This is a genomic window from Streptomyces sp. NPDC048514 (genome assembly GCF_043199955.1).
In the GTDB taxonomy this organism is placed as follows: domain Bacteria; phylum Actinomycetota; class Actinomycetes; order Streptomycetales; family Streptomycetaceae; genus Streptomyces.
Genome location: NZ_JBICWT010000002.1, coordinates 596,673 through 621,607 on the forward strand (window position 1 = coordinate 596,673; position 24,935 = coordinate 621,607).

The following is a 24,935-nucleotide window of genomic DNA, read 5'->3' on the forward strand; positions in this document are numbered from 1 at the left end:
TCGGATGCCGGGAGGGGGCCGGGGGCCGTTCCGTGACCTGCCGTGGGACCCGGCGACGGGGCCCACGGCCGCTGTTCACCCCTTCTGTTCCACCCGCACCCAGTCCACCTCCGCCTGTACTCCCCCGCCCGCGATCCTGTCCACGCTCGACTGGGGCAGGCCCCAGTAGGGCGTGGTGACCTTGTTCCAGCCGGCCGGGTAGGCGCCGCCCAGGGCGAGGTTGAGGATGACGTACTGGTCGTGGTCGTAGACCCACTGGCCGCGGGTGGACTCGAGCTTGTTGCGGGTCGTCTCCTGGACCAGGCGGTCGTCGACGTAGAAGCGCATCGCCGTCGGGGTCCATTCGACGGCGTACGTGTGCCACTGGTCGGCGGTGCCGCCGCCGGCGTATGTCTGGCGGGCGCCTATGTTGCCGTCCGCCGAGTAGCCGGGGCCGTGCAGGGCCGAGCTGGTCCAGTCGCCGTAGCCGATGTTCTCCATGATGTCGGTCTCGCCGGACGCGGGCCAGGACACGGACGGGTCGTCGACGTTGCCGCCCAGCAGCCAGAAGGCGGGCCAGAAGCCGTCGCCGACCGGCAGCTTCATGCGGGCGCTGACCTTGCCGTAGGTGAAGTCGAAGTGGGTACTGGTGTCGATGCGGCCCGACGTGAAGTCGTACCGGCCACCACCCGCCTGCGTGCAGCCCTTGCAGTACTTCGCCTTCAGGAGCAGGCTGCCGTTCTGGGTGCTGATGTTGTCCGGGGAGTCGACGTAGGCCTGCGACTCGCCGTTGACCGGTCCCATCTCCGTGCCGGTGCGTACGACCCGCCACTTGGAGCGGTCGAGCGCGGCCCCGGTGAAGTCGTCGAAGAACGTGGTGCGGTAGGCGCCCGGCTGGTCCGCGGGCAGGGACGGGTAGGCGGCGGAGGCGGTGCCGCCGGTGCCCCAGACCTGGAACTCGTAGAGGGAGTAGCCGAACTGGGCGGTGGCGGGGGCCGGGTTGTAGAAGGAGCGGCGTTCCTTGCCGAGCATGCGGACGTAGCGGCCGGTCGCGGGCGACGGCAGCCTGACGGTGTCGTGCAGGCCGGCCGCGTCGGCCGGAGCCTTCACGTTCGCGCGGCGAGCGGCCACGTCCGCCGCGGACGGCTCGTAGACCGTGCGCCAGGTGCGGTTGTCGTCGGACACCTGGACGAGGTAGTCGACGGCGTAGGCCGACTCCCAGTACAGGTCGACCGTGTCGATCGTCGAGCGGGCGCCCAGGTCGACCGACACCCACCGGTCCGTGTTCCAGTCGCTCGACCAGCGGCTGGCATCGCCCCTGAGGTCGGCCGGCCAGCCGCCGTCGGTCAGGAACGCCGGTGAGTGGCCCGCGTCCTGGTAGTAGCCGGCGTAAGCGGGGTGGTTGAGGGCCAGGTTGGTGCGGGTCGTCGACGCCGGGGCCGGTTCGCCGCCGTAGATCTTGAAGTTCCAGAGTGAATAGCCGTAGGGAGTGGCCCGTTCCTGGCCGCGCAGGCGGACGTAGCGGCCGGTGGCCTCCTGCGGGTAGGTGTGTGCGGTGACCGAGCCGCCGGTGCCCGCGGTCTCGGTGTAGAAGGGGGTCCAGTCGGTGCCGTTCTTCGAGACCTCGAGGACGTAGCGCTTTCCGTAGGCGGCCTCCCAGTCGAGGACGACCCGGTCGACGCGGATCACGGAGCCGAGGTCGACGCGGATCCAGGCGTCGTCGGCGAAGTTGCTGGACCAGCGGGTGGCGCCGTTGCCGTCGAAGGCCAGGCCGGCGGCGGTGCCGGCGTTCTCGCTGCCGGAGGCGGTGACGCCGGCCGGGTTCACCGCGTAGGAGGCGGCCGCGCGGTCGGTGTCCCAGGCGACGGCGGTGGGGGCCGCGGAGGCGGGGGCGGCCAGGAGCGGACCGGAGCACAGCAGGGCCGTGGCGGCCAGGGCGGCGAGCAGGGTGCGGGAGGTGCGCGTACGCATGCGGCTCTCCTTGTGGGTGGAGGTGCACTTCCTGATCTATGTCGCGTGCATGACAGCACGGAGAGGGTGTGGGGCCGGTGGGCGCGGGCTCCCCGCCCGTGCCCACCGGCGGTTCCGGACCGGCTCAGGCGGCCCGGAGTGCTTGGCCGGGCCGCGGTGGCCCGGAGTGCCTGGCCGGGCCGCGGTGGCCCGGCGGATGGACGCCGAGCCCAGGGGGCCCGGCGGAGTGCTACAGGGCCCCGTGCCCGGGGGACTGCCGCAGGGCCCCGTGTCCCGGCGGACTTGCCGCAGGGCCCCGTGTCCCGGCGGACTTGCCGCAGGGCCCCGTGTCCCGGCGGACTTGCCGCGGTGGCCGGCGGCCACGCGGCGCCGGCCCTCCGTGGTCCGGCGGTCGGTGGCCGGCTCAGGCGGCTCGGCGGGTCTGGCCGCGGTGGACTCGGACGATGTCCGCGTACCGGTGTCCGCTGCCCTTGATCGTGCGCGCCTGGGTGCGGTAGTCGACGTGGACCAGGCCGAAGCGCTTGTCGTAGCCGTACGCCCACTCGAAGTTGTCCAGCAGGGACCAGGCGAAGTAGCCGGCCAGGGGGGCGCCCTTGGCGGCGGCCGAGGCGCAGGCGGCGAGGTGTCGCTCCAGGTAGTCCTGCCGTTCGGGATCGTCGACACTGCCGTCGGGGCGGACCACGTCCGGGTAGGCGGAGCCGTTCTCGGTGACGTAGATCTTCCGGGCGCCGTACTCCTCGGTGAGCCGGAGCAGCAGGTCCTCGATGCCGGACGCGTCGATCTCCCAGTCCATGCCGGTGCGCGCGACTCCCTCCCGGCGGACCGAACGGACGTACGGCGCGGTGCCGCCGGGGTCGTCGGCGACGTACGCCGGGAAGTAGTAGTTCAGGCCCAGCCAGTCCAGTGGGGCCGCGATCGTCTCCAGGTCGCCCGGCTGCTCGGGGAGTTCGACGCCGTAGACCTCACGCATGTCGACGGGGAAGCCGCGGCCGTGCACCGGGTCGAGCCACCAGCGGTTGACGTGGCCGTCGTGCCGGCGGGCCGCCGCGAGGTCCTCGGGGCGGTCGGTGGCCGCGTGCACGGTGGAGAGGTTGTTCACGATGCCCACCTGGGCGTCGGGGACGGCGGCACGGATCGCCCGCGTGGCCAGGCCGTGACCGAGGAGCAGATGGTAGGAGGTGCGTACGGCGGCGGTCAGATCGGTCCGGCCGGGGGCCATCTTGCCCTCCAGGTGGCCGATCCAGGCGGAGCAGGAGGGCTCGTTGAGGGTCGCCCAGAGCTTGACGCGGTCGCCGAGACGGGCGGCGACGGCCGAGGCGTACTCGGCGAACGCGAGGGCGGTGTCCCGTTCGGGCCAGCCGCCGCGGTCCTGCACCACCTGGGGCAGGTCCCAGTGGTAGAGGGTGACGGACGGGGTGATCTCCGCCTCCAGCAGGGCGTCCACCAACTCGTCGTAGAAGGCGAGTCCCTTGGGGTTCACCGGGCCGGTACCGCCGGGGACCACGCGGGGCCAGGCCACCGACAACCGGTAGGCGTTGACGCCCAGTCGCCGCATCAGGCCGATGTCCTCGCGCCAGCGGTGGTAGTGGTCGCAGGCGACGTCGCCGTTGTCGTCGTTCGCGATCTTCCCGGGGGTGTGGGAGAAGGTGTCCCAGATCGAGGGCGTACGGCCGTCCTCGGCGACGGCCCCCTCGATCTGGTAGGCCGCGGTGGCCGTGCCCCACAGGAAGTCGTGCGGGAGTGCGGCGAGGTCGATGCGTTCGGACACGGAAGTCCCTTCGGAGTGCGGGATGTCGTTCACTTGACGGCGCCCGCCGTCAGACCGGTGACGAGATAGCGCTGCAGCAGCAGGAAGCCCGCGACCACGGGCACGCTCACGACGAGCGAGGCGGCCATGATCTGGTTCCAGTAGACGTCGTTGAGGGTGGAGTAGCCCTGCAGGCCGACGGCGAGGGTGCGGGTGGCGTCGTTGGTCATCACGGAGGCGAAGAGCACTTCTCCCCACGCCGTCATGAAGGCGTAGACGGCGACCGCGACGATGCCGGGGATCGCGGCCGGTACGACGACCCGCAGCAGCGCCCCGAGCGGACCGCAGCCGTCCACCAGCGCCGCCTCGTCCAGATCGCGCGGCACCGAGTCGAAGTACCCGATGAGCATCCAGATGGAGAACGGCAGCGAGAAGGTCAGGTACGTCAAAATCAGTCCGCCGCGGGAGCCGAACAGGGCGATCCCGGTGGCGTCGCCGATGTTGACGTAGAGGAGGAACAGGGGCAGCAGGAACAGGATGCCCGGGAACATCTGGGTCGACAGCACGGTCACCGTGAACACGCGTTTGCCGCGGAACTCGTAGCGGCTGACCGCGTACGCGGCGAACACGGCGATGACGACCGAGCAGACGGTCGCCGCACCGGCCACGATCAGCGAGTTCACGAAGTACTCGGCGAGCGGGACCGTCGACCAGATGTCGATGTACGGCCGGATGGTCAGGCCGCTGGGCAGCCAGCGGAACTTGCCGGTGACGTCCGCGAGCGGCTTCAGCGAGCTGGAGACCATCACGTACACCGGAGTGAGCACGAACCCGGTGAGCAGGGTCAGGAAGATCCGCCGCGACCACTGGAACGAGCGGGGCGGCGCCAGGGGCGAGTGGGGGCTAGACATCGGCGGCCCTCCGTCCGCGCGAGGTGAGCAGCAGGTAGACGCCGGTCACGACCAGCAGGAAGAGCAGCAGCAGCACGGACATGGCCGAGCCGGTGCCGAAGTTCCAGGTGACGAAGGAGGCCTGGTAGATGTGGACCGAGATGAGGTCTGCGGCCTCCGGGGCGGCCTTGCCGAACAGCACGTACGGGGTGTTGAAGTCGTTGAACGTCCACAGGAACAGCACCAGGACCAGGACCTGGTTGACGGGGCGCAGCGACGGCAGGGTGATGCGGCGGATCTGCTGCCACACCCCGGCGCCGTCCAGCGCGGCCGCCTCGTACAGCTCCTTCGGGATGTTCTGCAGTCCGGCCATCACGATGAGGAAGGCGAACGGCCAGCCCTTCCACACCGACACGGTCAGCAGGGCGTAGAAGCTGTTGTCGCCGATGAGCCAGAAGGAGGGCTTGCCGGTGAGGTGCAGCTGGTCGTGCAGAACGTGGTTCACCAGGCCGTTGTCGTGCTGGAACATGAACACCCAGGTGATCACGGCCGCGTAGACGGGCAGCGCGTACGGCACCAGGAACAGCGCGCGCAGCAGGCCGCGGCCGCGGAAGGTGTCCTGCATGCAGATCGCGGCGGCCGTGCCGATGAGCCAGCACAGGCCGACCGAGAGCAGGGTGAAGCCGACGGTGACGAAGAAGGAGTGCAGCAGGGCCTCGCCGACCGGGGCGTCGAAGTCCACCGACATCTTGTAGTTGCCGAGGCCGGACCAGGGGGCGGTGCCCCAGTCGCGGATGTAGAACTGGGTGAGTTCCTTGAAGCTCATCACGATGCCGATGACCATCGGCACCAGGTGGACGAGGAGTTCGAGGAGCAGGGCGGGCAGGAGCAGCAGATAGGGCAGCCCGATGCGGCGGATCCGCCCGGTGCGGCGGCGGGATCCGCGCGCCGCACCGGGGGACGTCTCGCGCACCGGCTCCTTGAGAGCGGTGGTGGTCATGGGCCCGCTCACGCCTTCGGCATCTGCTGCTGGGCCTTCTCCAGCTTCGCCTTGACGGAGCCGGTGGTCACCGCGCGGCCGGCGGCGGCGTCGGCGAACAGGTCCTTGACCGCCGTGCCGACCGCCGTCTCGAACTGCGACTCGGCGGCCACCTGTGGCAGCGCGGCCGCACTGGTGGCGAGGGTGTTCTTCAGCACGGAGGTGGCGGGCGCGTTGAACGCGGCGTCGCTCTGCGCGGCCTTGACCGGCGGGATCGAGGTGTACGCCTTGTTGAGGATCTTCTGTTCCTCGTCGCTGGTCATGAACTTCACGAACCGCGTGGCGCCGTCGAGGTTGTGGCTGTTCTTGAAGACGGCGATGTTGATGCCGGCGACCATCGAGTTGGTCTGGGCGCCGGTGCCGGGGGTGCCGGACTGCACGGGCACCGGGGCGACGCCGTAGTCGTCCTCGCTCATGCCCTGGGACTTGAGGTTGGCCGCGGCGGACTGCCACAGCAGCATGGCCTGCTTGCCCTTGGCGAAGTCGCTGACGGACTGGTTCTGCGCGTACTCGGCGTCGTTGACCGGGACGACCTTGTCCTTGGCCATCAGGTCGACGTACTGCTTGACCGCGTCCACCACCTTGGGGTTGGTGAAGTCGGGCTTGCCGTCGGCGGTGAAGAAGTCGGCGTCGTGCTGCTTGGCGAAGACGAAGACGTGGTGGATGTTCTCCGACACGTTCGCGCCCTCGGCGCCGAGCACGGACTTGCCCTTGGCCTTGATCTTCTTGCCGTCGGCGACGAGTTCGTCCCAGGTGGTGGGCGGCTTGGTGATGCCGGCGTCGGCGAAGATCTTCTTGTTGTAGTAGAGCGCGTAGGACATCGAGTACAGCGGTATCGCCGCCGGATCCTTGCCCTCGGAGCCGGTGGAGCCGAGCGCGGAATCCACGAACCGGTCCTTGCCACCGATCTTCGCGAAGTTCTTCGCGTCCCACGCCTGCAGCGCACCGGTCGCCTGCAGCGAGGCGCTCCAGGTGTTGCCGATGTTCAGCACGTCCGGGCCCTGACCGGAGGTGGTCGCCGTGAGGATGCGGTTGAGCAGGTCGGACCAGGGCACGACCTCCAGCTTCACCTTGATGCCGCTCTGCTTCTCGAACTTGTCGAGTTCGGGCTGGAGGACCTGCTTGTCGATCGCGATGCTGGCGCCCTGGTTGGACGCCCAGTAGGTCAGCGTCTTCGGCGAGTCGCCGGACCCGCTGCCGCTGGACGAACCCCCTCCGCAGGCCGTGGCCGCGAGGGCGAGAGACATGGTCACGGCGCCTACGGCCGCGGCTCGGATGCTGCGCATGGCTCCTGGTGTCCCTTTCCGGGAGTCGAGAACCTGGAGGGCCACTCGCACGAGCCGACACCCCGTTCGGTTCGCGAAGCCCCCTCATGGCTTAATTTAGGACGTGAGTTAAACCTCAGGAGAAACGAACGTCAAGTGATCCGGCAGCGGTAAACGGTCCAGGGGACCGGAAAACCGCGGAAATCTGGGAGGCCAGGTGGCAGGGCTGAGCGGCCGCACAGTGCGTGACCTGCGGCGGGAGAGCCGGAGCGCCGTTCTGCAACGGTTGTATGTCGATGGGCCGATGAGCCGGCACGCACTGGGCCCGGCGACCGGTCTGAGCTCGGGATCCGTCAGCAACGTCGTGGCCGAACTCCTCGCCGACGGCCTGGTGGAGGAGGCGGGCGTGATCGGCGCGGACGTCGGCAGGCCGCGCCGGCTGCTGCGGGTCCGCCGGGACAGCGGACGGCTGATCGGGGTGGACATCGGAGAGACCCGGGTGCGGGTGGAGCTGTTCGACCTGGGCATGGGTGAAATCGCGCGGACGGAACGGCCGTTGGGGCCGCGGGGATACGACGTCGACGCCGTCGTCGGACATGTCGCCGACGGTGTCGCGGAGGTGCTGCGGAAGGCCGGTCCGGGGGCGGCGGGTCCGGGCCAGGGGGCGGCCGGTCGGGGTCCGGGGGCAGCCGGTCGGGGTCCGGGGGCAGCCGGTCGCGGGGAGGCCGGTCGGGGTCCGGGGGCAGCCGGTCCCGGAGAGGCCGGTCGGGGTCCGGGGGCAGCCGGTCCCGGAGAGGCCGGTCGGGGTCCGGGGGTAGCCGGTCGCGGGGAGGCCGGTCGGGGTCCGGGGGTAGCCGGTCCCGGAGAGGCCGGTCCCGCTCACGCCGATCTGCTCGGCGTCGGTGTCGGCGTACCCGGCATCGTCGAGGGCGGCGGTGAACACGGGGCCGTCGTCCACGGGCAGACCATCGGCTGGGACGCGGTCCCGCTGGAACGACTGCTCCGCACGGCCGTCGGGCTCCCGCCGCACCTGCCGTACTTCATCGACAACGGTGCCAAGGCGCTGGGCCAGGCGGAGATGTGGTTCGGCGCGGGGCGAGGGGCACGCAACGCCGTGGTGGTGCTGTTCGGTTCGGGGGTGGGTGCCTGTGTGGTCACCGAGGAGGCGGCGCAGGGCCGGGCGGTGGAGTGGGGGCACCTGACCGTACGGGTCGGGGGGCGGAGGTGCCGGTGCGGGGCGCGGGGGTGCCTGGAGGCGTACGCGGGCGCGGAGGCGCTCGTGGCGCGCTGGCGCGAAGCGGGTGGGCGGCCCTCGGCCGGGGCGGGTGAGGAACGGGCGCTGACCGAACTGCTCGCCGCGGCCCGCCCCGTCGGCGACGGTGCGCCCGACCCCGTGGCCGCGGCCGTTCTCGCCGAGACCGCCGTCTATCTCGGCGCCGGCCTGTCCGACCTGATCAACCTCTTCCAGCCGGAACGGGTTCTGATCGGCGGCTGGGCCGGCCTGCAGCTCGGCGGCGGCTTCCTGGACCGGGTCCGCGGCCACGCCCTCGCCCAGGCACTGCGCCACCCCGCGTCGAGGGTCGGCGTCGAGTTGGGCCTGCTCGGCCCGGACGCGGTGACGGTGGGTGCGGCGGTCCTTCCGCTCGCGGCGTTCTTCGCAACGGGCGGCCGCCGCCCACACCCGGCCCCCGGCCCCCCGCGCTCCCCCGCGTGGCGGGCGGCGGTGGAGGGACGGCTGGCTTGAGGCGGAACGGTGGTGGGGCGGCCGACGAGAGGGCAGTGGGGCGGGCGACCGGCAGGAGGGGCACGGTGATCGGGCGACCGGCATGGCGGGGCACGGTGATCGGGCAATCGGCATGGCGGGGCGGTGAGGGTGAGTGGGTGGGGCGACCGAGGTCTGGGGCCCACGGCCCCGAGGGGCGGGGAAAGGGGCCCGGCGGTCCGCGCCACGAACCTGCGGCTCGTGGCGCGGACCTTCGCGACGCCGGCGCTGACGAGGACGCGACGCCCTGCTCGGCGGGCCGGCGCCCATGCCGTTCGGCCCGCGAGGCGGACGTCACACCCCGTCAGCGGGCCGGCACCGCCCTCGCGACGCGGACGTCACACCCGGCTCAGCGGGCCGGTGCCGGTGCCGTCGTCGACGCCGGTGCCGGTGCGTAACCGGCGGGGCGGATCGTGAAGGTGCCCCGGCCCTGGGTGCGGCTGCGCAACCGGGTCGCGTAGCCGAACAGCTCCGCCAGCGGCACGGTCGCGCTCACCGCGACCACGCCGCCGTGGCTCTCGGAGCCGCCGATGCGCCCGCGCCGGGCGGCCAGGTCCCCGAGGACTCCGCCGACCGCGTCCTCGGGCACCGTGACCGTGGCGTCGGCGACCGGTTCCAGCAGTGCCGTCGCGCAGGCACGCAGCGCCGCGCGAAGACCCAGCCGGCCCGCCGTGCGGAAGGCCGTGTCGGAGGAGTCCTTCACGTGCGTGGAGCCGTCGGTGAGTGTGACCCGCACTCCGGTGACGGGGTGCCCGGCGAGCGGACCCTCGGCGAGGGCGTCCCGGCAGCCGGCCTCGACCGCACGCACGTACTCCTGCGGCACCCGCCCGCCGATCACGACGGAACGGAACTCGAAGCCGGTGGCGCCCACTTCGCCGTCGAGCGGTTCCACGTCGAGCACGACATGGGCGAACTGCCCGGCCCCGCCGTCCTGTTTGACGTGCCGGTACACGAACCCCCGCACCGCGCCGACGACCGTCTCGCGGTAGGAGACCCTCGGCCGGCCCACGGTCACCTCCGGCCCCCCGTCACGGCGGATCTTCTCCACCGCGACCTCCAGGTGGAGTTCCCCCATGCCGGACAGCACGGTCTGCCCGGTCTCTGAGTCGGTGCGCACGACCAGCGAGGGGTCCTCCTCGGCGAGTCTCGCCAGTGCCGTCGCGAGCCGGCCGGTGTCCGTGCCGCGTCGCGCCTCGACCGCCACGGACACCACGGGCTCGGCGACCGCCGGCGGCTCCAGGAGCAGCGGAGCGCCGGGATCGCACAGCGTGGAACCGGCGCGGGCCCCCTTCACGCCCGCGAACGCGACGATGTCACCGGCGACCGCCCGGTCGAGCCCGGCGTGCCGGTCCGCCATGACGCGCAGGATCCGCGCCACGCGCTCGGTGCGCCCGGTGCCCGGGTCCCACACGGTTTCCCCCTTCTCGATCGTGCCGGAGTAGACGCGCACATAGGTCAGCCGTCCGGTGGTACCCGCGTTCACCTTGAACACGAGCCCCGCGAAGGGCGCTTCGGGGTCGGCGTCCCGCGTCTGCTCGGCGTCCTGGTGGACCCCGCGTACGGCGGGCACGTCGAGCGGCGAGGGCAGGTAGGCCACCACAGCGTCCAGCAACGGTTCGATGCCGCGGTTGCGGTAGGCGGAGCCGCACAGGACGACGACGCCCTCCCCGCTGCGGGTGAGGTCGCGCAGGGCGGCGGCGAGCGTCTCGGCGCTGAGCGTCCGGCGGTCGCAGAACTCCTCCAGCGCCGCCGGATGCAGTTCCGCCACCGCCTCCTCCAGTGCCCGGCGCCGCCGTACCGCCTCCTCCCGCAGTGTCTCGGGGACAGGCGCCACCATGGCCGTACCGTCCCCGCCCGTACCCTCACCGCGCGCCCAGACCAGGGAGCGCATCCGTACGAGATCGACGACTCCCCTGAAGTCGTCCTCCGCGCCGATCGGCAACTGGACGACGAGCGGGGCCGGATGCAGCCGGTCCCGGATGGACTCGACGGCCCGGTCGAGGTCGGCGCCCGCGCGGTCCAGCTTGTTGACGAACGCGATCCTCGGTACGCCGTGCCGGTCGGCCTGCCGCCACACCGACTCGCTCTGCGGTTCGACCCCGGCGACGGCGTCGAACACGGCGATCGCCCCGTCGAGAACGCGCAGCGAACGCTCGACCTCGTCGGCGAAGTCGACGTGGCCGGGGGTGTCGATGAGGTTGACGCGGTGGCCGTCCCAGGCACAGCTCACGGCTGCGGCGAAGATCGTGATGCCGCGGTCGCGTTCCTGCGGGTCGAAGTCGGTGACGGTGGTGCCGTCGTGTACCTCGCCGCGCTTGTGGGTGGTGCCGGTCGCGTACAGGATCCGCTCGGTGACGGTGGTCTTGCCCGCGTCGACGTGGGCGAGGATGCCGAGATTGCGGACGGTGGTAAGTGCGGCGGGGTCGGTGAGGTTGGTGCGCACGGCCCTGTGGCCTTTCGGAGAGTGGTCCTGAAAAGGGCGGCGCGATTCCCCGTACGCCCGTCGGACCCAGGGCTGCGGCGCCGGCCGGGCTCGAGCCGGTCGGGCCGCAAGGGTGTCAGCGGGGCGTCACGGGCATCCGGTACCGGCCGCGCAGCGGGCACCGGACGGACGAGGACACCAGGATCACGTCGGTCCGCGACGGGGGAACGACGACGGCGGTACGGTCACACACGGCCGGCTCCCCTCGGTCCTCACACACCTGATCAGGCGCGCCGCGGTGGTATCGAAGCGGCGCGCGATTGCACGAGTGAGTCTAGGAAGAGGGATCGGGCGGCGCCCACCCGTTTTCCCGCGGCGCCGGTTGCGACCTTCGGAACGGACGGTGGCCCCGGCAGCGGAGCACCCGGGTGAAGCGGCGTGTCCGGCACCGGCGAGGAAGCATGCGCCGGCTGCGACAACAGTCGGCGATCTTGGGCACCTGTAGACACGTGATCTTGTCGCCGTCCCGAAGGAAGTCAGCGTGACCATACCCATACGCCCCGTTCGACGTCTGCGGCGTGACCGGCGCTTCGATCTGCTCGCCACCTCCTTCTTCTTCCTCCTGCTCGCGATCGCCCTGTGCGTCCTCGTGTTTCTGGCGCGGACGGCGGCCGGCGTCGTCGAACGCCGTCCGGTGTGGGCCGGGGTGCTGATGGTGCTCGGCATCGCGACCGCCGTGGTGCTCCGGTCGAGGTGGCACCGCTTCTCCGCCGCGCGGTGCGCACGCCGAGCCGCCCTGGCGCTGGAGGAGGCGGCGGAGAAGGCCTCCGACAGCCTCCGCGCGGCGACACAGGAGCTCACCGTCCCGCCGGGCCCGAGCGACGTCGGACGAACTGCGGCTTTCGACCGGGTGCCGGAGCACACCGCACTCGACCCGGACGGCTTCGAGCGGGCCACGGCCGAGTACACCGAACTCGCCCCGGACGCATACGAGCACGCCACGGCCGAGTACACCGAACTCGCCCCGGACGCTTACGAGCACACCGCCGCCGAGTACGGTGAACTCGATCCCGACGGCTTCGAGCGGGCCGTGGCGGATCTGTGTGTCCGTGGCGACTGCCGGGACGTGGAAGTGGTGGGCGGGGCCGGTGACTTGGGGGCGGATGTCACCGCGGTCACCCCGGACGGGCGGCGCATGGTCATCCAGTGCAAGCGCTACGCCGAAGAGAACAAGGTCGGCTCGCAGGACATGCAGCGCTTCGGCGGCACCTGTTTCACCGTCCACGAGGCCGACGTCGCCGTGCTGGTCACGACGAGCGATTTCACCGCGCCCGCTCTCGACTACGCACAGCAGTCCGGCATCCTGTGCGTGAACGGCGAGGAGTTGCAGGCGTGGTGTGACGGCGCGGGCCCCAGCCCCTGGGAACGTGCGGACATCGTCTCCTGACCACCGGCCCGGCCATCGGCATCGCTCGGGCGACCGGGTGCACGGGGTCGGCGGCACGGGTGCCCCGTCGGACCCGCGCTCGCCCAGCGCCGCGTTCACGCGACGGAGCGGAGCGCTGGGCACCGGCAGCCCGGCGATGGCCTGGAGTGACTGCGGCGCACGCGCCTGCTGGCCTCCCAGCTCGGCCCCACGAAAGAACCCCATGGCCGCTGCCATGGGGTTCTCACTGGTGTCCGAGGGGGGACTTGAACCCCCACGCCCAATAAAGGGCACTAGCACCTCAAGCTAGCGCGTCTGCCATTCCGCCACCCGGACCAGGTGCCTGCCGCCTGACCGGGGGCTTCCCCGCGGCGACGAGACAACAATACCAAGGTTTCGGAGTGCGTTTCACCTGCGTATCCGTCCGCCGGGACGCGATCCGGGCAGCTCGGCAGCGAGATCGCCTACTGTCTACGGTCGGCAAGACGGCGCCTACGGTGTGTAAGTCTCCAGGCGATGTCGACCGCGCCGAGCGCGCCGAAGGGCCATGGAGGTCACGGCATGGGCCGGTACTCCGGGAAGCTTCCGGGCAGCCGCCGGCGCCCGGCCCGCTGACCCCCCACACTCCCCCACCACCCGCGCACCGGCGCCCCGCCCGCTGACCCTCCCCCACCGCCTGCGCGCCGGCGCCCGGCCCGCTGGCGACCCGCACTCCTGCGCCGGCCGCCCGGCCGGGGCCCCTCTCCGGTGATCCGCTCGTCCGCTCGCGGATCCCCGGAGGGCGTCGGGCGTCGGCACCCGCTGACGGGTGGCGCCTCGGCTCGCGGTTCGGTCGTGGTACGAGCGCCGGGTGCGCTCGGTGTGCTCCCGCATCAGACGAGTGGCGCGTCACGAGGCGCCGCGCGCCCCCGCGGACCGGTTGCCGCGCGCCCCCGCGGACGGGTTCACGGGCACCGCACGACCTGGCCCGCGTACGACAGGTTGCCGCCGAAGCCGAACAGCAGGGCCGGGTCCCCGCTGCGGACCTCACCCCGCTCGATCAGCTTCGACAGCGCGAGCGGGATGCTGGCCGCTGAGGTGTTGCCGGACTCGGTGACATCGCGGGCGATCACCGCGTCGACCGCACCGATCTTCTCGGCGAGCGGCTCGATGATGCGCAGGTTGGCCTGGTGCAGGACGACCGCGGCGAGGTCGGCGGGGTCGATACCGGCCTTCTGGCAGGCGCGCCGGGCGATGGGCGGCAGCTGGGTGGTGGCCCAGCGGTAGACGCTCTGCCCCTCCTGGGCGAACCGGGGCGGGGTGCCCTCGATGCGCACGGCGTTCCCCATCTCCGGCACCGATCCCCACAGCACCGGCCCGATCCCGGGCTCCTGCCCCGGCGCGCAGGCCTCGACCACGGCGGCTCCCGCCCCGTCGCCGACCAGGACGCAGGTGGTGCGGTCGTCCCAGTCGGTGATCTCGGACATCTTGTCCGCGCCGATGACCAGCGCCCGGGTCGCCGCGCCCGCCCGGACGGCGTGGTCGGCGGTGGCGAGGGCGTGGGTGAAGCCGGCGCAGACGACGTTGACGTCCATGGCGGCCGGCTGCGGGATGCCGAGGCGGGCGGCCACCCGGGCGGCCGTGTTCGGGGACCGGTCGATCGCGGTCGAGGTGGCGACGACGACCAGGTCGACGTCGCCCGGCGTGAGGCCGGCGGCGGCGAGGGCCTTGGCGGCGGCGTGTGCCGCGAGTTCGTCGACCGGTTCGTCCGGGCCCGCGATGTGCCGGGTCCGGATGCCCACCCGGCTGCGGATCCACTCGTCACTGGTGTCGACCATGCGGGCCAGTTCGTCGTTGGTGAGCACCCTGGCGGGCTGGTAATGGCCGACGGCGGCGATGCGCGAGCCGTTCATGTCGTGGGTTCCCCTCGTTGCCGTGGGTGGCGGGTCCCCCAGTCTGATCAGTGACTCGCGGGTACGAGGACAGGTGAAGCCACAGGAAACGGGCGCCCGAGTTGTCGGCTTCGCCTAGGCCCCCGGACGCCCGGGCACTCATCCGGTGAACAGTTGTGCCGCCCTCTGTACGAGCCCGTGCACCCCGTAGCCGGGGGGTGCGCCCACCCACAGCCAGGCCGGGACGATCAGGCCCCGGCGATCAGGCGGACCGGTGTCGCTGGCATCGGCGCGGTAGGACGGGAGCCGGAATTCGGGAAGGTGCGCGCCCTGGGAGGAGCCCCGGCAGACGCGTACTGCGGGGTGAGCCGCACGCCCACGCTCCATGTGCAGGACAATGAGATGGTCGAGGTCACCTCGCCGCACGGCGATCCGGTGACCCTCGGCGACCTCTGCATCAAGGGCCGTTTCGGCTACCAGCACGTACAGAACCGGGGCTGATCAGACCATGGGACGAGTCACGGAACGCCGCAAGGTCCTCCGGATCCGGGACGGGGCGGTCTCCACCCGGCCGGACACGCTCGTCGCCGAGGAGCCCCTGGAGATCAGGCTGAACGGCAAGCCGCTCGCGATCACCATGCGCACACCGGGCGACGACTTCGCGCTGGCGGCCGGATTCCTGGTGAGCGAAGGCGTCCTGGCCACCGCCGCCGACCTGCAGAACATCGTCTACTGCGCGGGGGCGACAGCGGACGGTACGAACACCTACAACGTGGTCGACGTGCGGAGCGCGCCCGGCCTGGATCTGCCGGACTTCACCCTGGAGCGGAACGTGTACACGTCCTCCTCCTGCGGGTTGTGCGGCAAGGCCAGCCTGGACGCCGTCCGCACGACCACCCGTTGGCCGATCGCCGGCACACCGGCGGTCCGGGTCACCCCCGAGCTGCTGGCGGCCCTGCCCGAGCGGCTGCGGGCGGCCCAGCGGGTGTTCGACCGGACCGGCGGCCTGCACGCCGCGGCTCTGTTCACCGAGGGCGGCGAGCTGCTGGACATAAAGGAGGACGTCGGCCGGCACAACGCGGTCGACAAGCTGGTCGGGCGGGCGCTGCAGAACGGCGACCTGCCGTTGTCCCGGACGATCCTTCTCGTCTCGGGCCGGGCCTCGTTCGAGCTGGCGCAGAAGGCGGTGATGGCGGGCATCCCGGTACTGGCGGCGGTGTCGGCGCCGTCGTCGCTGGCCGTCGACCTGGCGGCGGAGGCGGGCCTGACCCTGGTGGGCTTCCTGCGCGGCAGCTCCATGAACGTGTACGCGGGCGAGGAGCGGATCGCCCTGCGGGAGGCGTCCGCCCAGGGCTGACCGGTTTCCCGCGGCCCGGCGGCGGGGCCCCGCCGGCGGGAGCGCCCCCTTCGCCCCGGGGCCCCGCCGCAGCTCCGCCTCCGGCCGGGCCGGGACGGCCTCGGCCCTCCACGGGTCGCGTACGCGGGCTGCGCTCGTGACGGAACGTCGGCCCTCGCCGGCCCTCGTCAGCCGTCGGTGCCCGAGATCCGGGTCAACAGGCCCATGAACCGCTCGCGTTCGCCGGGCGTCAGCGGGGCGAGCAGTTCGTCGTTGGCGTCGCGGGCCGCCTGCTCGCAGCGGGTGAGGAGGCGGGCGCCCTCGCCGGTGAGGGACACCGCGTTCTTGCGGCGGTCCCGGGGATCGGGGGCGCGGACCACGAGGCCCGCGGACTGCAGGTCGTTCAGGACGCCGACGACGTCCTTGGGGTCCAGGCCCACGCTGCGGCCGAGATCGGCCTGGGCGACGGGGGCGAGGTCGCGGACCGCGGAGAGGACCACGTGGTGCCACATCTTGACGCCCTCGGCCGCGAGGGCGTCGGCGACCAGCGAGCGGCCCCGCGCGGCGGCCCGGCCCAGGAGCCAGCTGGGGAGGGAACGGATCGCGGGCAGGGGTGCTTCGGCCATGGCGGCACTGTAGCCCGGGAATCATTGGACTTCCCAACGAACCTTCCCTATCGTTGGGGCTTCCAACGAAATTCATGGGTGTTCCCAACGACCTGGTCGCCGGTGTCCCGGCACGGAGGGGTGTCATGCGTCGCGTCCGATACGAGTCCACCGGTGGTCCGCTGTTCCTGGAGGAAGCCCCTGTCCCCGAACCCGGTCCCGGCGAGGTGCTCGTGCGCGTCGAGGCGGTCGGGGTCACCCTGCCGGTCGTCCGCAAGGTCGCCGAGGCCGCCGAGCCGATCCGGCTGAGCGGCGAGATCGCCGGTGAGGTGGTCGCGGCCGGAGCGGGCGTGACCCGCCTGCGCACCGGCGACCGGGTGACCGGGCTGTGCTTCGGACACGGATACGCCGACTTCGCCACGCTGCAGGAGGCCATGGCCTCCCCGATACCCGAGTGCGCGTCCGCCGTGGACGCCGTGGCGCTGGTGCGCAGCGGGCTGGTGGCGTTCGGCGCGCTGGCGGCGGCCCGGCCCGAGCCCGGCGAGGCGGTCCTGGTCACGGCGGCCGCGAGCGGTGTCGGGCACCTCGCGGTGCAGCTGGCGCGGGCGCGGGGTGCGGGCCGGGTGGTGGGGGCGGTGTCCGGCCCGGGGAAGGCGGACTTCGTCCGGTCGCTCGGCGCGGACGACTGTGTCCGCTACGGCGACGCCGGCTGGGGGGAGCCCGTCGACTGCGTGCTCGACGCCGTCGGCGGTGACCTGCTCGGGCCCGCGCTCGCCGCCCTCGCCCCGTACGGCCGCCTGGTCGCCTACAGCTCGGGAGGCGGCACGGTGCAGGCGTACGACCTCCTGGTGGGCGCCAAGTCGGTGATCGGCTTCCAGATGGCCCTGATCGCCCGCGGCCGGCCGGAACTGTACGAACAGTGGCGGCGGGAGCTGTGGCGGCTGTTCACCGAAGGCGCCGTACGGCCCGCTGTGCACGGGGAGTTCGCCCTGGAGGACGCGGCGAAGGCGCACGCGGTGATCGAGAACCGGTCCAATCTCGGCAAGGTCGTCGTACGCCCGTGAGTGCCCTGCTTCCGGCTGCCGCGGACGGGCGGGGTGCCGACTCGCGACCCCTGCGGCCGAGTGGAACAGGCCGACGGCCGGCTTCCCGTCCGGCCACGCGAGGCCGGCCCCAGGACGCCGATCCCGAACTCCGCCGATCGGCCCGGAGATACCCCGCCCCGCCGGGGCGCCGCCCGGTGAACTCGGTTCGCACGACCGGCGGTTCGTGTCACGACTGCAGGACACTTGTGAGCCGCCCGCGCCCCAACTACCGTCGATACAGCGCACGTTGGACGTAGGATGTCCGGATGTCCAGATGTCCGGCCCGAGGAAGGGCAGGTACCGCCCCGTGCCGTCAGGTCTTCGTACCCGTCTCGGATCCGCACTGACCACCACCACCCTCACGGTCACCGCCCTGCTGGCGTCCTTCACCCCCGCCCCTCATGCCGAGGCCCGAACGGCCGTCACAACCGGGCGGTTCGAGCAGCAGGTCCTCTTCAAGGCGCCCCGGGACCCCGGCTACGCCTGCTTCCGCATCCCGGCGATCGTCCGGGCCACCGACGGCAGCCTGCTGGCCTTCGCCGAGGGCCGGGTGCTCAACTGCGGGGACGCGGCCGACATCGACATCGTGCTCAGGCGCTCCACCGACAACGGCCGCACCTGGGGTCCGTTGCACGTGGTCAACGAGGGCGCCGGCGACACCCATGGCAATCCGGCACCGATCGTGGACCGCACCACCGGACGGATCTGGCTGGCGGAGACCTACAACACGGGGCGGACGGACAGCGCCAGTTGTGCGGTCCCGTGCGACCGCAGCCCGCACCTGCAGTACAGCGACGACGACGGTGCGACCTGGTCCCGGCCGCGCGATCTGAGCCCCGAGATCCTGCCCGCCGACTGGAACTCCTGGTACGCCACCGGACCCGTGCACGGCATCCAGCTCACCGGCGGCCGGCACGCCGGGCGGCTGGTGTTCGGGGTCAACACCGAGACCTGGAACGGCAGCCGGGTCACGGCCAACCACGCGGCGCTCGTCGTCAGCGACGACCACGGGGCGCACTGGCGGATCGGCGCCACCGGCACCTGGCCCATCGCCGCCGACGGCACCTTCCGGCAGAAGCCGTCCGAACTGACCCTCGCCGAGCGCGCCGACGGCTCGATCCTGGTCAGCGGCCGGGAGCAGGACGGCACCGACCTCGGCCACCGCACCCAGGCCGTCAGCCGTGACGGCGGCGGCAGCTTCACCACCGCGTTCCAGGACCAGCCCGCCCTCTACGCCCCGCAGGTGCAGGGCGCGCTGCTGCGGCTGGGCGGCCGCCTCCTGCTGGCCTGTCCCGCGGACCCCGACCGGCGGCGCACGATGATGATCCGGTCCTCCTACGACGGCGGCCGCACCTGGGACACCGTGGACCGCGGCACCGTCGTCACCACCGACTGGTCCGGCTACTCCGACCTGGTCCGCATCGGCCACGGCACGGTGGGGCTGATGTACGAGGGCGGTGCGGTGGACGCCCGCGACGAGATCCGCTTCGCCCGATTCACCGAGGACTGGCTCGCCCCTCGCAGGGGCCCCGATCCGGTCACCGCCGACCTGACCCCGGGCGCCCGCCGGGCCACGGTGCTCGGCGGCGCCGGGGAGACGGACGGCGTCTTCGGGGGCGCGCTCGGGTTCGACGGCGCCGACGACGCCGTACGGCTGCCGTACCGGGCCGGGCTGCCGCTCGGCGCGCACGACTTCACCGCGTCCCTCTGGTTCCGGTACGCGGCGCCGAGCGGGGAGCAGCCGCTGCTCTGGATGGGCGGGATCGGCACGACTCAGCCGCAGGTGTGGGTGCGCGGCGAGCCCGCCGACGACCGGATCCAGGGGCTGATCACCGTCCGGGACAAGGGGGCGGCGCCCAGGAGCGCGTACGTGCGCTCGGACGGCGCCCACAACGACGGGCGCTGGCACCACGTGGTGCTCCGGCGTGGCGGAGGCCGGCTGTCGTTGTCCGTCGACGGCACCGGGTCCTCCGTCGCCGACGTGCCGGGTTCCGTCAGCCGCAACTCCCCCTTCGGCGTCCACATCGGCCAGCGCATGGACGGCCGCGCCTTCTTCACCGGTGCGATCGACGAGGTCCACGTGTGGGGACGGGCGCTCAGCGACGCGGAGCTGGCGGACCCGAGGGTGCTGCGGTCACCGAAGGACACGGTCCTGTGGCTGCCCCTGGACCGCGTGCGGGGCTGACTCCCCCGCCGGGTCCGGGGACCGCTCCGGATCGCGGGCCCGGCGCTTGGCGATGACGGCGCACACCATCAGCTGCATCTGGTGGAAGAGCATCAGCGGCAGCACGGCCAGGGAGGCGTGGGAGGCGAACAGGACGCTCGCCATCGGCAGCCCCGAGGCGAGGGACTTCTTCGACCCGGCGAACTGGACGGCGATCCGGTCCTCCCGGCCGAAGCCGAGCGCCTTGCCGCCGTACCAGGTCAGCGCGAGCATCACGGCCAGCAGTACCGCCTCGACGGCGAGCAGCCCGGCCAGCCGGACGGGGCTGACCTGGTGCCAGATGCCCTGGGCCATGCCCTCGCTGAAGGCGGTGTAGACGACGAGCAGGATCGAGCCGCGGTCGACCAGCCCGAGGACCTTCTTGTGCCGGGTGATGAACGCGCCGATCCAGCGCCGCAGCAGCTGCCCGGCGAGGAACGGCACCAGCAGCTGCAGCACGATCTTCACCAGCGCGTCGGTGGAGAACCCGGCCCCGCCGTTGCCGAGCAGGGCCGCCGCGAGCAGCGGGGTGAGGACGATGCCGGCGAGGGAGGAGAAGGAGCCGGCGCAGATCGCGGCCGGCACGTTCCCCCGGGCGATCGACGTGAACGCGATGGACGACTGGATCGTGGACGGCACCAGGGTGAGGAACAGCAGGCCCTGGTAGAGGGGCTCGGTCAGCAGGACCGGCACCACACCGCGCAGGGCGAGCCCGAACACCGGGAAGAGGACGAACGTGCAGATCAGCACCGTGAGGTGGAGCCGCCAGTGTTTGAGCCCGTCCACCGCCTCCCGGGTGGACAGCCGGGCGCCGTAGAGGAAGAACAGGAAGGCGATGGCCGCCGTGGAGGCGCCGGAGGCCACATCGGCGGCGGCGCCCCGGGCCGGGAGGAGTGTTGCCAGGCCCACCGTGGCGAGCAGCAGCACGATGTACGGGTCGATCGGCATCCACTTCGGCCAACGCAGGCGTTTCACGGTGCTCCGTTTGCTGTGCGGGTCTGTACGTGTCGGGGAACGCCGTACAGCGCGTGGGCCGCAGCGCCCCTGTCCATCGTCCTACGCCGGCCGCCGATCGGGAATCCCGCACACTGCTCTGACTGTCATCACGATCCGCGATGACCGGGGTAGGCTTGCGGCCGTGTACGACCCGACGCATCTGCGGACGTTCCTGGCGGTGGCCCAGACGCTCAGCTTCACGCAGGCCGCGCGGCGGCTGGGGCTGCGCCAGTCGACGGCCAGCCAGCATGTGCGGCGGCTGGAGGAGGCGGCCGGGCGGCAGTTGTTCTCCCGTGACACCCACTCGGTGGAGCTGACCGACGACGGGGAGGCGATGCTGGGTTTCGCCCGCCGCATCCTGGAGGTGCACGAGCAGGCGTCCGCGTTCTTCACCGGCACGCGGGTGCGCGGCCGGTTGCGGTTCGGCGCCTCGGAGGACTTCGTCCTCACCCGGCTGCCGGAGATTCTGGAGGGTTTCCGCCACGACCATCCGGAGGTCGACCTGGAGCTGACCGTGGAGCTGTCCGGGACCCTGCACGAACAGCTGGCCGCCGGGAAGCTCGACCTGGTGCTGGCCAAGCGGCGTCCGGAGGATCCCCGCGGTGAGCTGGTCTGGCGCGACGATCTGGTGTGGATCGGCGCCGAACGGCTCCGCCTGGAGGCCGACCGGCCCGTACCCCTGATCGTGTATCCGCCGCCGGGCATCACCCGGGCCCGCGCCCTGGAGGTGCTGGAACGGCAGGGCCGCGAGTGGCGGATCACGTGCACCAGCGGCAGCCTCAACGGGCTGATCGCGGCGGCCCGCGCCGGCCTCGGCGTGATGGCGCACTCCCGCCGGCTGATCCCGCCCGGCCTGTTCCGGCTGCCCGACCGGGCCGGCCTGCCCGAACTGGGCAGGATCGACTTCGTCCTCGTCCACGGCCCACGCCGGGCGGCGGCGGAGAGCGCGGCGAACGCCCTGGCCGCGGCGATCCTGACGGGCGGCGACCACCTGCGCCACCACAGCGGCTGAGCGGGGAGGCGGCACGCGGCGGCGGGGCCGACAACGTGCCGGGCACGTACAGATTCGGTGGAGATTACGGTCCCGAAACTTACTGACCCGTCAGTATTGTGTCCGGCCCTTCCCCATGTGGGGGCATTTTCTGGCCACCATGTAGGTAAAACGTGAGGTTTGCTCGGTTTCCGACCCCCTCCCGCGGGGCGGAACCGTGGGGTAGCTTTCACCGCGCTGTGCCGAGCATCGGGGACGTGAGACCAAGCAGCGAGGATCGGGGAGCGAGGTTTGCGCGAGTTCACCAACCCGCCGTTGGCGTCGTCGCCGCCGGTGGGCGGCCTGGCCGACGTCGTCTTCGAGTATGCCCTCGACGACCCGCTGCACGTCGCCCTCGGCCGCAAGGACGCCGGCGGGCAGTGGCGGGACGTGACCTCCGCGGAGTTCCGCGACGAGGTGCTCGCCCTCGCGAAGGGGCTCCTCGCGCGCGGCATCCGCTTCGGCGACCGCGTCGCCATCATGTCCCGCACACGCTACGAGTGGACCCTGTTCGACTACGCCCTGTGGACCATCGGCGCCCAGGTGGTGCCCGTCTACCCCACGTCCTCGGCCGAGCAGTGCTTCTGGATGCTGTACGACGCCGAGGTCGCGGCGGCCGTCGTGGAGCACGAGGACCATGCGATGACCATCGCCACGGTCATCGACCGGCTGCCGCAGCTGCGCCAGCTGTGGCAGCTGGACGCGGGCTGCGTGCAGGAGCTGTACGACGCCGGGGCGCCGCTGGACGACGAGCTGGTGCACCGGCACCGGCAGGCGGTCACCCCGGACTCGGTCGCCACGATCATCTACACCTCAGGCACCACCGGCCGGCCCAAGGGCTGCGTCCTGTCGCACGCGAACTTCATGTTCGAGGCGGACACGATGATCCAGCGGTGGCAGCCGGTGTTCCACACCAAGAAGGACGACGCGGCGTCCACCCTGCTCTTCCTGCCGCTGGCGCACGTCTTCGGGCGGATGGTGGAGGTCGCCGCGATCCGCGGCCGGGTCCGCTTCGGGCACCAGCCCCAGCTGCACGCCGCCGCCCTGCTGCCCGACCTGGCCGCGTTCCGGCCGACGTTCATCCTCGCCGTGCCGTACATCTTCGAGAAGGTGTTCAACTCGGCCCGCCGGAAGGCGGAGAAGGAGGGCAAGGACGGGCCGTTCGCGAAGGCGGTCGACATCGCCGTGAAGTACGCCGAGGCCGTGGAGGCGAAGGCGTGGGGCATCGGGCCCGGCCCGTCGGCGGGGCTGCGCATGCAGCACCAGCTCTTCGAGAAGCTCGTGTACTCCAAGGTGCGGGCGGCGATGGGCGGCCGTATCCGGAACGCGATGTCCGGCGGTTCCGCGATGGACCGCCGGCTGGGGCTCTTCTTCGCGGGCGCGGGCGTGCAGATCTACGAGGGTTACGGCCTGACCGAGTCGACGGCCGCGGCCACCGCCAACCCTCCCGAGCGCACCCGTTACGGCACGGTCGGCCAGGCCATCCCGGGGATGACCGTGCACATCGCGGACGACGGGGAGATCTGGCTGCGCGGCGGCAACGTCTTCCAGGGCTATCTGAACAACCAGAAGGCCACCGACGCGACGCTGCACGACGGCTGGCTGGCCACCGGCGACCTCGGCTCGCTGGACGAGGACGGCTACCTGACCATCACCGGCCGCAAGAAGGAGATCCTCGTGACCTCGGGGGGCAAGAGCGTCTCCCCGGGGGTGCTGGAGGAGCGGGTCCGCGACCATCCGCTGGTCAACCAGTGCATCGTCGTCGGCAACGACCGCCCCTACATCGCCGCCCTGATCACCCTCGACCAGGAGGCGGTCGAGCACTGGCTGCAGATGCGCGGGAAGCCGGGGATGCCCGCGGTCCAGCTGGTGCGCGACGCGGACCTGGAGACCGAGGTGCGGCGTGCGGTGGTCGCCGCCAACACGCTCGTCTCGCAGGCCGAGTCCATCCGCACCTTCCGCATCCTGGCACAGCCGTTCACCGAGGAGCACGGGCTGCTGACGCCGTCGCTGAAGCTGAAGCGGAAGGCGATCGAGAAGGCGTACGCCAACGAGGTCGACGCCCTCTACCGCAGCTGAGGCCCGTCGGCCGGCTCCGGTCGCGGCGACCGGCAGGTCGGTCGGCGACGCCCGCCCCTCGCCGAACCGGCCGGTCGGCGGCGACCGATCCCGCCTTCAAACCGGTCGGTCGGTATCAGTGACCCGCCGCCAGGCCGGGTGGTCACGGCCGATCTCGCCGCCAGGAATGCATCGCGGCGCGTGATCGTTGACGATAGGCGTACCACCTGTCCACAACCGAAGGATCAAAGAGCTCGTGAGCAGCAAGGTCTCTCCGATCATCCTCAACAACGGCGTCGAGATGCCCCAGCTGGGCTTCGGCGTATGGCAGGTGCCGGACGACGAGGCCGAGCAGGCCGTCGCCACGGCGCTGGAGGCCGGATACCGCAGCATCGACACAGCGGCGATCTACGGCAACGAAGAGGGCACCGGCAAGGCCATCGCCGCCTCCGGACTGCCCCGCGAGGACATCTTCGTCACCACCAAGCTCTGGAACAGCGACCAGGGGTACGACTCCACGCTGCGCGCCTTCGACGCGTCGCTGGAGAAGCTGGGTCTGGACTACCTCGACCTGTACCTGATCCACTGGCCGCTGCCGTCCCGGGGCACCTCCACCGACACCTACAGGGCGTTCGAGAAGCTGCACGCCGACGGCCGCGTCCGCGCCATCGGTGTGTCCAACTTCCTCCCCGAGCACCTCGAGCGGCTGATCTCCGAGACCTCCGTCGTCCCGGCGGTCAACCAGATCGAGCTGCACCCGCATCTGCAGCAGCACGCCGCCCGCGAGTTCCACGCGAAGCAGGGCATCGCCACGGAGGCCTGGTCGCCGCTCGGTCAGGGCAAGGGCCTGCTGGAGGTGCCGGCGATCGTGGCGATCGCGCAGAAGCACGACCGCACCCCGGCCCAGGTCGTACTGCGCTGGCACGTGCAGCTCGGCAACATCGTGATCCCGAAGTCCGTGACGCCGTCGCGGATCAAGGAGAACATCGCGGTCGTCGACTTCAGCCTGGACGACGAGGACCTCGCGGCGATCAGCGCGCTCAACGAGGACCGGCGCCTGGGCCCCGACCCGGCCACGTTCGACATGGCCTGACGGCGCCCCCGACCGGGACCGAGGCCCGTCACACGGCATCCGCCGTCACCCGCCCCGCCCGCCCCGCAGGCATCGGACGGTGGCGGGATCACGCCCGCCGACCGGCATCGCCCCGGCGCGGGATCACGCCCGTCCACGGCATCGGCCCGGCGTGGGA

General features: G+C 72.0%; 17 protein-coding genes, 1 tRNA gene and 1 pseudogene. 9 read left to right on the forward strand and 10 right to left on the reverse strand.

What is annotated here, in order from left to right; genetic code table 11:
* Positions 1 to 75: 75 nt before the first annotated feature.
* The 5 genes from ACGFT2_RS05500 to ACGFT2_RS05520 form a co-directional block, all read right to left on the reverse strand.
* Positions 76 to 1,950, reverse strand: coding sequence for a discoidin domain-containing protein (locus ACGFT2_RS05500; RefSeq protein ID WP_393273719.1), 1,875 nt, complete (start codon positions 1,948 to 1,950; stop codon positions 76 to 78).
* Between the two features lie 403 nt (positions 1,951 to 2,353).
* On the reverse strand, positions 2,354 to 3,718 hold the full coding sequence (locus ACGFT2_RS05505) for a GH1 family beta-glucosidase (protein WP_393273721.1): 1,365 nt from the start codon (positions 3,716 to 3,718) through the stop codon (positions 2,354 to 2,356).
* A gap of 29 nt (positions 3,719 to 3,747) precedes the next feature.
* Positions 3,748 to 4,608 (reverse strand): carbohydrate ABC transporter permease, encoded by an 861-nt coding sequence (locus tag ACGFT2_RS05510; RefSeq protein ID WP_393273723.1) that lies wholly within the window; start codon positions 4,606 to 4,608, stop codon positions 3,748 to 3,750.
* Positions 4,601 to 5,587 carry a carbohydrate ABC transporter permease gene (locus tag ACGFT2_RS05515; RefSeq protein ID WP_393273725.1) on the reverse strand — a complete coding sequence of 329 codons (987 nt, stop codon included), beginning with the start codon at positions 5,585 to 5,587 and terminating at the stop codon, positions 4,601 to 4,603. The genes ACGFT2_RS05510 and ACGFT2_RS05515 overlap by 8 nt, the downstream gene beginning before the upstream one ends.
* Before the next feature lie 8 nt (positions 5,588 to 5,595).
* Positions 5,596 to 6,912 (reverse strand): ABC transporter substrate-binding protein, encoded by a 1,317-nt coding sequence (locus tag ACGFT2_RS05520; protein ID WP_393273727.1) that lies wholly within the window; start codon positions 6,910 to 6,912, stop codon positions 5,596 to 5,598.
* Positions 6,913 to 7,108: 196 nt separating this feature from the next.
* Here ACGFT2_RS05520 and ACGFT2_RS05525 point away from each other — a divergent pair, with 196 nt between their 5' ends.
* Entirely contained in the window at positions 7,109 to 8,635 is a 1,527-nt protein-coding gene (locus ACGFT2_RS05525; protein ID WP_393273729.1) for an ROK family protein, read from the forward strand.
* Positions 8,636 to 9,002: 367 nt separating this feature from the next.
* On the opposite strand, the gene fusA is transcribed toward ACGFT2_RS05525, so the two are convergent.
* Positions 9,003 to 11,096, reverse strand: a complete 2,094-nt coding sequence (gene fusA, locus ACGFT2_RS05530; RefSeq protein ID WP_393273731.1) for an elongation factor G — start codon at positions 11,094 to 11,096, stop codon at positions 9,003 to 9,005.
* A 520-nt stretch (positions 11,097 to 11,616) separates the two neighbouring features.
* Here fusA and ACGFT2_RS05535 point away from each other — a divergent pair.
* Positions 11,617 to 12,522, forward strand: coding sequence for a restriction endonuclease (locus ACGFT2_RS05535; RefSeq protein ID WP_393273732.1), 906 nt, complete (start codon positions 11,617 to 11,619; stop codon positions 12,520 to 12,522).
* A gap of 227 nt (positions 12,523 to 12,749) precedes the next feature.
* On the opposite strand, the gene ACGFT2_RS05540 is transcribed toward ACGFT2_RS05535, so the two are convergent.
* Both ACGFT2_RS05540 and ACGFT2_RS05545 read right to left on the reverse strand, forming a co-directional pair.
* A tRNA-Leu gene (locus ACGFT2_RS05540) sits at positions 12,750 to 12,837 on the reverse strand.
* A 608-nt stretch (positions 12,838 to 13,445) separates the two neighbouring features.
* The gene (locus tag ACGFT2_RS05545; protein ID WP_393273733.1) at positions 13,446 to 14,393 is read right to left on the reverse strand and encodes a beta-ketoacyl-ACP synthase III; all 948 of its coding nucleotides are present in this window, start codon (positions 14,391 to 14,393) and stop codon (positions 13,446 to 13,448) included.
* Positions 14,394 to 14,723: 330 nt separating this feature from the next.
* On the opposite strand from ACGFT2_RS05545, the pseudogene ACGFT2_RS05550 reads away from it, so the two are divergent.
* Together ACGFT2_RS05550 and fdhD are read left to right on the forward strand one after the other, a co-directional pair.
* Positions 14,724 to 14,873, forward strand: a pseudogene (locus tag ACGFT2_RS05550) (Fe-S-binding domain-containing protein); the annotation flags it as partial.
* A 7-nt stretch (positions 14,874 to 14,880) separates the two neighbouring features.
* The gene (gene fdhD / locus ACGFT2_RS05555; protein ID WP_393273734.1) at positions 14,881 to 15,729 is read left to right on the forward strand and encodes a formate dehydrogenase accessory sulfurtransferase FdhD; all 849 of its coding nucleotides are present in this window, start codon (positions 14,881 to 14,883) and stop codon (positions 15,727 to 15,729) included.
* A 167-nt stretch (positions 15,730 to 15,896) separates the two neighbouring features.
* Here the strand turns inward: fdhD and ACGFT2_RS05560 are convergent, their stop codons facing one another.
* A complete protein-coding gene (locus ACGFT2_RS05560; protein WP_393273736.1) occupies positions 15,897 to 16,334 on the reverse strand; it encodes a MarR family winged helix-turn-helix transcriptional regulator in 438 nt (145 codons plus the stop codon).
* A gap of 125 nt (positions 16,335 to 16,459) precedes the next feature.
* Between ACGFT2_RS05560 and ACGFT2_RS05565 the strand changes: the two genes are divergently transcribed.
* On the forward strand, positions 16,460 to 17,377 hold the full coding sequence (locus ACGFT2_RS05565; RefSeq protein WP_393273737.1) for a zinc-binding alcohol dehydrogenase family protein: 918 nt from the start codon (positions 16,460 to 16,462) through the stop codon (positions 17,375 to 17,377).
* 328 nt (positions 17,378 to 17,705) lie between these two features.
* Positions 17,706 to 19,583 carry an exo-alpha-sialidase gene (locus ACGFT2_RS05570; RefSeq protein ID WP_393273739.1) on the forward strand — a complete coding sequence of 626 codons (1,878 nt, stop codon included), beginning with the start codon at positions 17,706 to 17,708 and terminating at the stop codon, positions 19,581 to 19,583.
* On the opposite strand, the gene ACGFT2_RS05575 is transcribed toward ACGFT2_RS05570, so the two are convergent.
* A complete protein-coding gene (locus ACGFT2_RS05575; RefSeq protein WP_393273741.1) occupies positions 19,533 to 20,576 on the reverse strand; it encodes a bile acid:sodium symporter family protein in 1,044 nt (347 codons plus the stop codon). The genes ACGFT2_RS05570 and ACGFT2_RS05575 overlap by 51 nt on opposite strands.
* Positions 20,577 to 20,739: 163 nt before the next feature.
* Here ACGFT2_RS05575 and ACGFT2_RS05580 point away from each other — a divergent pair, with 163 nt between their 5' ends.
* The 3 genes from ACGFT2_RS05580 to ACGFT2_RS05590 all read left to right on the forward strand — a co-directional run bounded on the left by ACGFT2_RS05580 (position 20,740) and on the right by ACGFT2_RS05590 (position 24,778).
* Positions 20,740 to 21,609 carry a LysR substrate-binding domain-containing protein gene (locus tag ACGFT2_RS05580; RefSeq protein WP_393273743.1) on the forward strand — a complete coding sequence of 290 codons (870 nt, stop codon included), beginning with the start codon at positions 20,740 to 20,742 and terminating at the stop codon, positions 21,607 to 21,609.
* A 270-nt stretch (positions 21,610 to 21,879) separates the two neighbouring features.
* Positions 21,880 to 23,706, forward strand: a complete 1,827-nt coding sequence (locus ACGFT2_RS05585; RefSeq protein ID WP_393273745.1) for an AMP-dependent synthetase/ligase — start codon at positions 21,880 to 21,882, stop codon at positions 23,704 to 23,706.
* A 235-nt stretch (positions 23,707 to 23,941) separates the two neighbouring features.
* Positions 23,942 to 24,778 (forward strand): aldo/keto reductase, encoded by an 837-nt coding sequence (locus ACGFT2_RS05590; protein WP_393273747.1) that lies wholly within the window; start codon positions 23,942 to 23,944, stop codon positions 24,776 to 24,778.
* Positions 24,779 to 24,935: the final 157 nt, after the last annotated feature.